The 12,267-nt window shown below is 30.4% G+C and carries 11 protein-coding genes; all 11 read right to left on the bottom strand.

The features are described 5' to 3' along the window. Positions 1-93 precede the first annotated feature (93 nt). The 11 genes from BR66_RS0116010 to BR66_RS0115960 all read right to left on the bottom strand — a co-directional run bounded on the left by BR66_RS0116010 (position 94) and on the right by BR66_RS0115960 (position 12,254). The gene (locus BR66_RS0116010) at positions 94-723 is read right to left on the bottom strand and encodes a class I SAM-dependent methyltransferase (RefSeq protein WP_026883795.1); all 630 of its coding nucleotides are present in this window, start codon (positions 721-723) and stop codon (positions 94-96) included. A gap of 185 nt (positions 724-908) precedes the next feature. Next, positions 909-1,502, bottom strand: a complete 594-nt coding sequence (rbr, locus tag BR66_RS0116005) for a rubrerythrin (protein ID WP_026883794.1) — start codon at positions 1,500-1,502, stop codon at positions 909-911. 161 nt (positions 1,503-1,663) lie between these two features. Continuing rightward, the gene (locus BR66_RS0116000) at positions 1,664-2,770 is read right to left on the bottom strand and encodes a DNA alkylation repair protein (RefSeq protein WP_026883793.1); all 1,107 of its coding nucleotides are present in this window, start codon (positions 2,768-2,770) and stop codon (positions 1,664-1,666) included. Positions 2,771-2,972: 202 nt separating this feature from the next. After that, complete coding sequence (locus BR66_RS0115995; protein ID WP_026883792.1) at positions 2,973-3,164, bottom strand: hypothetical protein; 192 nt, start codon at positions 3,162-3,164, stop codon at positions 2,973-2,975. Positions 3,165-3,231: 67 nt separating this feature from the next. Continuing rightward, complete coding sequence (locus tag BR66_RS0115990) at positions 3,232-4,944, bottom strand: methyl-accepting chemotaxis protein (protein ID WP_026883791.1); 1,713 nt, start codon at positions 4,942-4,944, stop codon at positions 3,232-3,234. A 288-nt stretch (positions 4,945-5,232) separates the two neighbouring features. Continuing rightward, entirely contained in the window at positions 5,233-6,438 is a 1,206-nt protein-coding gene (locus BR66_RS0115985; RefSeq protein WP_026883790.1) for an EAL and HDOD domain-containing protein, read from the bottom strand. Between the two features lie 204 nt (positions 6,439-6,642). Beyond that, positions 6,643-7,509, bottom strand: coding sequence for a UTP--glucose-1-phosphate uridylyltransferase GalU (gene galU / locus BR66_RS0115980; protein ID WP_026883789.1), 867 nt, complete (start codon positions 7,507-7,509; stop codon positions 6,643-6,645). Positions 7,510-7,734: 225 nt separating this feature from the next. Beyond that, entirely contained in the window at positions 7,735-8,499 is a 765-nt protein-coding gene (locus BR66_RS0115975; protein WP_026883788.1) for a GGDEF domain-containing protein, read from the bottom strand. A 33-nt stretch (positions 8,500-8,532) separates the two neighbouring features. Further along, entirely contained in the window at positions 8,533-9,771 is a 1,239-nt protein-coding gene (locus BR66_RS0115970) for an alginate O-acetyltransferase AlgX-related protein (protein ID WP_035796464.1), read from the bottom strand. 24 nt (positions 9,772-9,795) lie between these two features. Beyond that, a complete protein-coding gene (locus BR66_RS0115965; protein WP_026883786.1) occupies positions 9,796-11,220 on the bottom strand; it encodes an MBOAT family O-acyltransferase in 1,425 nt (474 codons plus the stop codon). A 14-nt stretch (positions 11,221-11,234) separates the two neighbouring features. Then, complete coding sequence (locus tag BR66_RS0115960) at positions 11,235-12,254, bottom strand: glycoside hydrolase family 5 protein (protein ID WP_026883785.1); 1,020 nt, start codon at positions 12,252-12,254, stop codon at positions 11,235-11,237. Between the last annotated feature and the right edge of the window lie 13 nt (positions 12,255-12,267).

The following is a 12,267-nucleotide window of genomic DNA, read 5'->3' as shown; positions in this document are numbered from 1 at the left end:
TAAGCTTTATATTTCAACTTATTATGCTATATGATAATATAATTATCGACATATACAGACATAAATTTAGTTTTTTAATGATTTAATGATGAATTAAATTTGATTTATAAAGCATATCCAATTTTTATCTTCTACTGTATACATTTCTATATTTCTAAAGCCTGCATCACTCAATATATTTTTTAATTCTTCAGGACTGAATATCTTCATATCCGACATAGCAACCCATTGGTCATTTCTCTCCTTAAAACTTTCACTTGAATACATCTCATTTATAATAATAAATTTACCTGTATCCTTTAGTACCCGTCTTACTTCTTTTAAGCTTTCAATAAGACTAGGCCAAAAATATATTGTTTCCACCGCAAATATATTATCAAATTTATTGTCTTCAAATGGAATTTGCTCTACACTTGCCTTAATAATCTCCACTTTTTTCTTATCAATAAACTCTTTATTATAATCCCTAGACCAATTCACACAATCCTCCGAATAATCCATGCCATATATTTTACCATCAGTGGCTAGATGTGCTAAACGATTAACCGTTCTTCCTCCACCACAACCTATATCCAATATAACATTACTCTTTTCAACCTTTACTTTTTGAAGTCCCCAAGTAGTCAATTTAAAATGACTTTCATTCATCTCATCTGCAACAACTTTACCAATCTCTCCTTGTGGTTTTCTACATTGTTTTAATCTTCTTGCTATTTCACTCATATTTTTCCACCTTTCTAATTAGTCACTAAAAAATAAACTAGTATTTCCAATGTAATTATTTAAAATGTTCACTGTCTATTTTATCTTGAATATAACATAAAAATAGGATATAAGTAGATTTATTTAAATAAATCCACTTACATCCTTTAATTATATCACTTGTCACTGGCTTGCAAATTTACAAATTAAAAATTATCGGCTAATAGCTCAAAATATGCTCGTGGATGCAAACAAGCTGGGCATATCTGTGGAGCTGATTCTCCTTCATAAATATATCCACAATTACTGCATTTCCATAATACAACTTCTTCTTTTTTAAATACATTATTATTATCTATATTATCAGCTAATTTTCTATACCTAGCCTCATGATGTTTTTCTACTTGTAGTATTGCCCTAAATGCAGCAGCTACTGCTTTAAAGCCTTCCTCTTCAGCAACCTTAGCAAACGTTGGATATAAATCAGTCCATTCTTCATTTTCACCACTTGCTGCGGCAATAAGGTTTGTTTTTGTATTTCCCTTGCCTAGACCTACAGGAAATGTTGCATTATTTATTTCTACTACATCATCATTTAAACTCTCATCTAAAAGTTTAAAAAATCTGTTAGCATGTTCTTTTTCATTTTCTGCAGTTTCAGTGAAGATATTAGAAATTTGTACATACCCCGCTTTTTTAGCTATTGAAGCATAATAAGTATACCTATTCCTTGCCTGTGATTCACCAGCAAAAGCCTTCATTAAATTTTCAGCCGTTTTTGTTCCCTTTAGTGAACTCATAAAATCTCCCCCTTAATTATGCACCTATGATAAAATAAGCTATAATCATAGCTGGTTATTTTTTCAAGATGCTTTATAACCCTACAACTATACATTTCTACATTTTCTCAAAAATTCCTTCCTATAGAATGAAAAATCACCAAGGTTTTATAATAATCTTGTTACTTGTTTGTTGCAACTTGCAACTTGTCACTTGCAACTTCTTCGCCATTTACAAATATCATAATTTTATGCTCCCCTGGATAATGACGCCTAGTAGTAAGATCTTTCCATCTATGAGTTTTCTCTCCGCTAATAATACTGCCCCCCAATACTGTTTTATCAGATAAAAAGAACAGCTTACGAGATGTCTTACCTGTTGCCTTTACATAATCAATTCCATATTCAACGCGTATATGTATTGGCTCACCTTCACGAATACATATTTCATAGTTAAGTTTACAATTATCCCCTATCTTTAGAATTCTAGTATCTAAAGACAATGTGGCACTTTGGGTAATAGGTCTATCTATGGACTCTCCATAGTCAAATAACTTCATCACTTCTGGATTTGCCTTACGTATTAATGTGCGTGCTCCACGACGGAGTATCCAATCAGTAAGTGAATTTACTCCTTTTAAACGCCTTATTGTGTCTAGAACAACTGAAGGATTATCCTTTGAAATATCATTTAAATTGTTAGCAACGCTTTTTCGCACATAAAGTGAAGGATCTTGTTTTAATTGTTCTAATATAGAAAGCACTAGCGTGGGATCACTTTTAAATACACCAATAGCTTCACCCCATGGCAATCGCGGCCGACAACCCTCGCTAGAAAGTCGCCTCACATGCTCATTACTATTCTTTGACCAAACTAACATCTGAGCCATCATTCTTTTGGGATCATGGATAATAAATGGTCTTACAGCAAATTCCGAGGAAGACCTTATAGTAAATCGTTCTAGTGCTTTCATGGAAAGTTCCCAATTTGCCTCATCCTGTCCATATACAGCAACGAAATCGGGAAAAAACAAGTATGGGAATCCCATGCATAACTCATCAATTTCAAACAATACATCAAGCGCATCCTTATATTCTTCTGGCAGATAGGCACCCAAAGTTTCAGTAATTCGTCGCATACGTTCCTTTAGTTTAAGTCCATTCCATGTATCATCAATTGCAGTAGCTAAAAATCCTTTCTCATTAAAACTGCCGTAGACTAAACGTACTTTCTCACTAAAATCCCGCAAAAATTCCTCATTATACATGTTTTTTAAGGGTTCTGCCATAATTTAATACTCCTTTTGCTCATTATTTATATATTTAATGAAATAAGCATATCATTAACCAAGTGACAACAGTATGTCATATTATAAACAGAGTTCTTGGTTTCAGGTGGAGTTTTTAGGCCGCAGGTCATCCATCTGAAACTTAGAAATCGTTAGTAAGGCGCGTAGCAGCCGTTATACTCTAGAGAGAAAGCGATTCACATCAAATCAAACCATTTTTATGTAAGCTATACCATATATTAATCACTATGGGTACGATTGTAACTAATATAATTAAAAATACAAGTCGTGGCGTAATTAATAAATGTCTTTTGCTTATTACATAAAATTCAATTATATCAGTTAGAACAATTATAATAATTGTTCTTAATAATAAGTCTTTAAAGAGTTCCATAATAACACCTCCTCGTATAATTATATATTTTAGCATTAAAATTCTACATATAATATTGGTTTCAATGTTACAACTTAAATTTTTGAATCATAGAATTTAGTTTTTCTGCAAGTATTGCTTGACCTTGAGATGCTTTTGTTATTTCTTGAATAGCCATAGCAGTTTCACTTACACTTGCTAATATCTCCTCTGAGCTTGCTACTGACTCCTCAGCTGTGGCCGATACGTTTTCAATTGCTTGTTTAATTTCTGATATAGTTCCATTTACTGAGTTCATTGAATCTCCAATATCAGTAGATATCTTGTTAAACTCTACAGCATCATCACCATATTGTTTGCTTGTATCTACAAACAATTTATAATCCGGCTTAACTTTGTCATCAATAAAACCTAATACATCTTTAGCATTACCCGAAAGATTTTCAAATGCTTGTTCAACTTTTACCGTTATATCTTGAATTCTTTGAACTGTGTCCGATGATTTTTCAGCTAGTTTTCTAACCTCGTCAGCTACCACTGCAAACCCTTTACCTTGCTCTCCTGCTCTTGCTGCTTCAATAGCTGCATTAAGTGCAAGAAGATTGGTCTGAGCTGCTATGTTTCCTATTTCATCTGCCATTATTTTAACTTCACTAACAACTTTACCTTCTTCAATTGCTTTTAATATGCTTTTTTGCTTTTCAAAATATAAGTCCTCTGTTGTACTTGAACTATTTTCAGCACTTATCCTAACTTGTTTTGCTTTTACTACTATATTTTTTGAAATCTCATTTCCTTCATGTGCTCTAACTGTAACTGAATTCACATTATCTGCAATGTTTTCTGTAGTTGCATTTACCTCTTCTGTGGTTGCACTTAACTGCTCCGCTCCTAGGGATACTTGTCTTACTGACTCATTGACAATTTCCATTTTTGATGATATTTCCTCTGTTGTTGCAGATAATTCTTCACTGGTAGCACTAATATCGCTTGAGCCTTCTGTTATTTCTCCTATTAGAGTTTTTAGATTTGTTATTGACTTATTTAAGGCTTTTGCTAAAGTTCCAATTTCATCTTTACTATCCATATCAATGGTTTTTGTTAAATCGTTTTCCCCAAGTGCTTCTGCAACCACTAAAACCTTTTTTATTTTTCTTGAAATCGCAACAGAAATAAATACTCCTAATGCAATAGCAATAAACAATCCTATAAAAATAATTTGAATAATTTGTCTTGTAGCACCATTATATGATACATTACTATTTTCATAATCAACCTTGGCCATACCAACAGTTAATGTTCTCTCTTTTTCTAGAATTGCTAATGCATCACTTGTAGCTTTTGTTACACTTGGATAGAGTTCATTTGCTTTATCGAAGTTGCCTGCATCAACTTGCTTAATTAGTTCATCTCTAGCCGTTCGATAAACCACAAGTGATTTTTCAAATTCTGCAAATTGTTGCCTATCTAGTTCAGCGGTAATAGTTGTCTTGTATTGTGTAATAAGTAAATTATCTTCAGCCTTATTAAGTTCAATATCAGCTTTGTTTTTTTTCAAGTCAATTTTATTATTATCATTAATAATTAATAATAAGTCTAATTTAGATTGTATTAAATTTGCTTTAACATTGACAATATCATTAACACCTATTAAATCCAAATTATAAATATTATTTGTATTTGTATTTATGCTTTTCATATTATTTATCCCAATGAGTCCAACGATACCTATAAAAAATGCTAATAAAATAAATCCTGATAATAGTTTCTGAATCAATTTTAAATTTTTAATCCATTGCATTAATAATCACCCCTCAAAATAAAATAAGATATTAACTTTTTATAACTATTCACTGTATATAACATTACACTAGTTGATTACTTTCGACAATATATTTATTATATTGTCGAATTTATTACTTATTTATTTTCCTAGGGATAAAAAAATAGAATGTAAGCAGATTTACGGTATCCAAGTCTACAAACATTCTAAAAATTATAATAATACTTGTGATAAATGAAATGAATCCAATTTCAACCGCAAAATATCATGCTTATAATATAAAAACATTACACCCAAATTCAATATCTACATATTATTTGACCAAAATAGTGCATCTATATAAGCTTGTGATATAAATGTAAAATCAACATTTACCTTTTTCGAGTATTTATATACTTCATCCCATTTACCACTTTCATATGAGCTCACAAGCCTTAATACATTATTCAGGTAGTTTTCTTCCCCTTTTAGTGCTAAATTAACTTCATCTGGAAGTCCTAGTTCTTCAATTATGCTTTCCATTGAAACATTAAGTATAGAGTCCATAAGTGAAACCATTCCCATAACATATGCATTATATGATAGCTCTGTATTATCATGTAAGCCAATACATATGTTTTCAGCAAACTTTGCCCTAATAAGTGAAAAGTTAACAATTTCATCAGGCTTTTCATTGTTTATATTACCCATTATAATCATGTAGAGCCATTTAACCAAATTTTTTTCCCCAAGAAGAACTATAGCTTGTTTTATTGACTTTACTTCAGCTCTAACACCCCAATAAGGCGAATTTATATATTTCAATAACTTGTAATATATAGATATATCACTCATTATTAAATTTTCTAAATATCTATAATCAAGTTCTCTACTGTTTAATTGCTTCATAATTTTAATACTCAAGATTTCATTTTTGGGTATATCCTTTCCTGCAAGCATTACAGGTTTACTGAAAAAATATCCTTGAAAATACGAATATCCATACTCTTTAGCCTCTTTATACTCCTCAACTGTTTCAACTTTTTCAGCTAAAAATTTCATCTTATTCATACCAATTTTCTCAATTATTTTTTTCCTTTCAATACCTTTGGTTATAGTAAAATCAACCTTTATAATATCTGCAAGTTCAATAAGTTCCCTATATTTTTCATGAAATACAAAATCGTCAAGTACTAGGGTATACCCTTTGTTTTTCAAATTCCTGCATGCTGAGATAACTTCAGATGTTGGCTCTATATTTTCTAATATTTCTATTGTCAAAATCTCAGGTGGCAGTACTGTTGCTACTTCTTTTTTTAAAAGTTCTTCAGTGAAATTTATAAAAGCTTTTTTTCCACCAGTTACATATTCCACTCCTAAAGAATAAAATGTATTTACTATAACATCTAATGTAGCACTATCCCCATCTGACCCTGTATAAAAATTATTGTCACTATTTCTAAAAAGTATCTCATATGCAACTACTCTATTTTCGCTATCAAAAATGGGCTGCCTTGCCAAAAATACATTCATTACTATTGCCTCCACTATAAAAGCTAAATTTGCATTAAGTTTGGACCTATATTCCAAACTTAACAATACTACAATTTACTCTTAATTAAATATTATAGCTCTATTTTTGGCATTCTCCTTTGCCTCATAAAGGCTGATACATTAGTTAATATTTATCATATCAGCCAGACCTATATTTGTTTTACTACTAGTGATCATATAAATTTATTTGATTGTTAATCCTTGTAGATAAGGTATGAGTTTCTCTTTCAATTCCTCATGTTTTAGTGCATATTCAATATTTGCCTGTATAAAACCAAATTTATCTCCGATGTCGTATCTCTTTCCTTCAAAAGAACAAGCGTAAATAGCTTCTTTTTTTGATAATTCTCCTAATGCATCTGTGAGCTGAATTTCTCCACCTTTACCTGGTTTAGTTTTCTCCAATATATCAAATATATCAGGAGTTATTATATATCTCCCAAGAATAGCAATATTAGATGGTGCTTCTTCTTTTTTAGGCTTCTCCACCATTGTTTTTACCTTATAAACTCCATCTTCAATTTCAATACCTTCAATAACACCATATTTTGATACATCATTCTCATTTACTGGCTGAACTCCTAAGATAGATGTATTATATTTATCATAACAATTTATCAATTGCTTTAAACAGGGCACTTTGCTATCTACTATATCATCTCCAAGCATTACTGCAAAAGCATCGTTGCCAACAAAGCTCTTTGCAAGGCTGATGGCATGCCCCAACCCTTTAGGTTCCTTTTGGCGAACATAATATATATTAACCATATTGCTTATATCTTGTACTATTTCTAATAATTCCTCTTTCCCATTGCTTCTCAGTTCATCTTCAAGTTCGGCTGACTTATCAAAATGGTCTTCAATACATTTTTTATTTCTTCCGATTATTATAAGTATCTCTTCTATTCCCGAATTCACAGCCTCTTCAACAATATATTGAATTGTTGGCTTATCTACTATTGGTAACATTTCCTTTGGCTGTGCCTTTGTAGCTGGTAGAAATCTTGTTCCAAGTCCCGCTGCTGGAATTACTGCCTTTTTTACACTCATACTAATATGCCCCTTTTTTATAATTATCATATTTCTGATTTTTATTTCTTCTTCTTCCATCATTCTTTCTATTTTTACATCTGACTTACCTGCCATATTGCACAGTGATAAAATTATCAATATATAAAAAACCAGACAAAGAAAAACAATCAAGTATTTCATATAATCACTCCGAAATTTATCATAATAAATTACTAAATTCAAATTTAAGATTTACCATTGATTTCAATTCACTCTTTTATACTTATTAGTAGCCCTCTTATCATCGTACATTCTCCTATCAGCTACTTGGAAAAGTTCTTTCATACTTTCCCCATCTTGTTTATTCACAGAAACCCCTATACTTACACTTATATCGTGCTTGCTAAAAATCTTTGTAACCTTTCTTTTTATGCAACATTTGATTTCTTCCATTTCTTCTTCATTTGCATGTGTCAACAATGCCAAAAATTCATCTCCGCCTATTCTACCTATAACTCCCTTATTCCTTATAGAATCGCTTATAGCTTTAGCCGACCTTACAATATATTCATCGCCAATTAGATGTCCCAAATTATCATTTATCATTTTAGTCCCATCAAGATCAAAGATCATCACATAAAAACCTTCATTTAAATCAATGTTTTTTTCAAAAATTTCTTCAATCCCTCTTCTATTATATAACCCGGTCATTGCATCGTAATATGCGTCTTTATAAAGAAGTGTTATACTATTTGCAGTAAATTTTGTCCAGTATATTGTAAAAACAACAAATATAATTCCGCCTAATGTAAAACATATTGGAATTATATCATTTATTTTACTGTTATTAAAAACTGATAGCATATCAATGAATGTTCCAATTGTAATCAATCCTAATCCTAAAATCATAGGAAAAAACAAGTACTTTTTATTTTTTAACTTTTCAGTACCAGAAGGTTTAATACATAATACATAAACTAGGAATATAATTGTAAATAAAAATACAACAACTTTTCGCAGTAAAATCATAAAATCCCCTATCCTTTTATTTCAGTGAATTTATTACTTATCCTGATAAAATCTGAAAAAATCAGGTGTTAAATCTTGTGGCGAATATGATATAAATACATAATCTAGATTTAAACTATTTACGTACTTAGGAATATCTTCTGGATAATACCTTGGATCTACTAAGTAGACATCTGAGCATACAGTTGATAAAAATGCTGCTAAAGGTACAGTTAATGAATCCTTAACAAATAGCATTTTAGGTCCATTAGGATTATTTTTATTAGTTATATGTGTAATTCCTTGATTTCCCAAAAGATAAGTATCATATTTATCTCCTTCTAATGAATATGTACCCTTATCAGTAGTAAATGGTGATACGGTTAAAAGTACATTTTCAAATCTTCCATTCATGTCAAATACCTGACTACCTGTTTTAGAATAATAATTGTATGAAGTTGCAAATTTAGGATACATTATTGTATAATCATCTACACCTGCGTATGATATTCCTGTTTTTCTCCCCATCGATCCCAAATATGAATTTTTATATGTTATAGAATTATAGTTATTTTTATTAGTATAAAATCCATCTGGATCTAAATTTAAACCATACTTGGTTTTAAAATCATTTACAAGTTGTCCAAATTCCCAAAACACAGTTTGTGTTTGCCAATGATGATCAGTTCTATAAAACATTTTATCTGGATCTATACCACTTTTATCTAAATTTTTACGCAAATCAATGGTATCTACATTATTTTGTTTAAGCAGCCCAAGAAATGCATCTGTTGTTTCATTTACATAATTATTAGGAAGTCCAGTTGAAAATTTAGTGTATCCAACCATATCCTTATCTGGAGGCATAACATAATCAAATTTTGTATTTTTATCTTTTAGGTTTTTTTTAAATGCTTCAGTTCTTTTAGCAATTGTATAAACTGGATTTGCTGCCTCAGCAAAATATGTATAATGTAAAATTCCAGTTTTATCTTTTACAACCTCAAAATTTGATTCTTCATTTTTGCACAACAATCTTTGCACATAACCATATGTTTCCACAAACGTATATTTATCAAGTACGCTGTCTTCTATTGTAGCCTCTAGTGCAGCTATCGTATCTTTTAGGGAATCAGAACTAGCTTTTTCTTTTGCTAAACATGCTACTAAAGGATTATAAGCATATATGAAATTTCCAATTGAAAATCCAATAATGAAAATAATAAATATTATTGATGTTATAGTTTTTTTGAAAAAATACTTTTTTATATTTCTTTTTCCAGTTCTATTCATATTTCTATCACGCGCCTTCCTTTTCTAAAATTTGAAATATATGAATGGATTGTATGTTCCTTTTATTATGTAAGAAATGGATATAAGGAACAAACCTATTACTGTTAATGGATATAAAGCTTCTATTATCTTGTAACCTGGTGCTTTATTTACAACTAGTTTATTTACTTTTTTAGCAATTGGAGTACATAATATAATAGCTGCAACAAAGAAAACGAAATATTCCTTTAGAAACATAAATATATAGCTGCTCCAAAATCCATTATGGGTCAAGCCAAACATACTTGCCATAAACTTCCCTGCTACAATTAAATCCTTTGAACGGAAAAGTACCCATCCAAGGTTTATTACAATTAATGCATACAAATGTTTAAAGGTATTTTTTATTTTTAAATCATCAAATGAGATTACTTTTTCTATAGCAATAAATACAAAATTCAGAAACCCCCACATTATAAAAGTCCAATTAGCTCCATGCCATACCCCTGTCAAAACCCATACTACAAATAAATTACGTATAAGCTTGTCTTTATTAGCTACTCTTGAACCTCCTAATGGAAAATAAACATAATCTCTAAACCATGAACTTAATGATATATGCCATCTGCGCCAAAACTCCGTTATAGATTTTGATATATATGGATAATTAAAATTTTCATCAATCTTAAATCCAAGCATAAGCCCAAGTCCTATTGCCATATCAGAATATGATGCAAAATCAAAAAATATTTGAAGTGTATATGAAATTGAACCCAGCCATGCAAGGGCTATGGGTACTGTTGTACCATTTGAATTCATAGTAAAAATTCTATCTGCCACAATGCCCATAGTATTAGTTATCAAAACCTTTTTTCCAAGTCCAGTAATAAATCTGCAGCAACCTGCAGAAAATTTTTCCCATGTATGAACTCTACTTGTTAGTTGTTCTCCAACGACACTATAACGTGAAATGGGTCCTGAAAGAATCTCTGGAAAAAATGCCACATACAAACCTACGTTAAATGGATTCTTCTGAACCTCTATTTTCTTTTTATACACATCAAAAATATAAGACATTGATTTAAATGTAAAAAAAGAAATACCAACAGGTAATGCCAAACTAGGAATTGTAAAATGTGCACCTGATGCTTCATTTACATTAGTCAAGACAAAGACCATATATTTAAATACAAAAAGCATACCTAAATTAAACGTACAATTTATTGCAAGTAAGACTTTTGATTTAATCTTATTTTCCATATATTTGCTAATAACAAGAGCAAATATATAATTAATTATAATAGAGATAACCATGATTCCCAAGAATTTAGTCTCACCCCATGCATAAAATAATAAACTGGCTATAAGTAATATTACATTTTGTAGCCTTCTGGAAAACGAAGAAACATAATATAATAATAAAAGTACAGGTAAAAAGTAAAATATAAATACAATACTCGAAAATAACACTCTTTAATCACTCCTTATTTTTTGGGAATAAGAGTCTTCAGCATCTCATAATCCCATTTTGAATCATTAGCATTATATATACCAAATTCTGAACACAATTCCCAATATCCCCAACTAAAGTCATGGTTTTCTGCTTGTTTTCTTACAGCCTCAGTCCATAATTCTCTATCATTTGCCGGCGCAAGTTTATTAGCTCCAAACTCTCCTAAAAATATATGGACATTGTTTTTATCAGCCCATTGTTTTGCCATATCAAACTGACCTTTCATGTGGGCCACTTCCTGTTTTGTTCCATCCCATGGTATATTATGGAAACTTTGAAAATCAAGATACTGATTAGCTTGAAATGTGAAATCATTTGGATCATAATAATGAAAAGAAACTATAATATTTTTATCTTTTGGAATAGAGAGAGCCTTCAACCTATCAACAGAATAATAATTATCTGGTCCTACAATTATTTTTCTAGTAGGATTTTTCTTTCTAATAGTTGCAACGCCTTCTCTTATATATTCATTCCAAAGTTCACCCTTAAGATTATCTTTAGGCTCATTTAACAATTCAAAAACAAGTCCTTTAGGATAATTTTTATATCTTGTTGCAAGTTGACTCCATACGCCTAAAAAACATGCTCTATACTTTTCAGGCTGATTCATAATTTCTATAAAATGATGAAAATCCAATATTATAACAAGATTATCATTAAGACCATACTTAACATACCCATCTATTTTTTTCATAAAGTTTTCATCAAGAGTATAATTGGGTGAATTTTTTGCATAATCAGAAAATCTTACGGGTAATCGTACGCTATCAAATCCGGCTTTCTTAATTACGTCAAAATATTTTTGGTTCATAGTAACATCCCATTTTTGTCCTTTAGGAGCTTCCAATGCATTCCCTATATTCATGCACCTATTAAAAGTAACTTCATCTTGAGCATCTTTACTTTTAGTTTCACTTTTATATAAAAATGAAACAGAGCTAACTATAACAACAATAAGCAAAGCTATTATCAATAATTTTTTTTTCATAATAAATTCTCCC

The organism is Clostridium akagii DSM 12554, assembly GCF_000686725.1.
Lineage (GTDB): Bacteria > Bacillota > Clostridia > Clostridiales > Clostridiaceae > Clostridium_I > Clostridium_I akagii.
The sequence above is the reverse complement of the archived record's forward strand: the minus strand, read 5'-3'. Positions and strand labels throughout refer to the sequence as shown.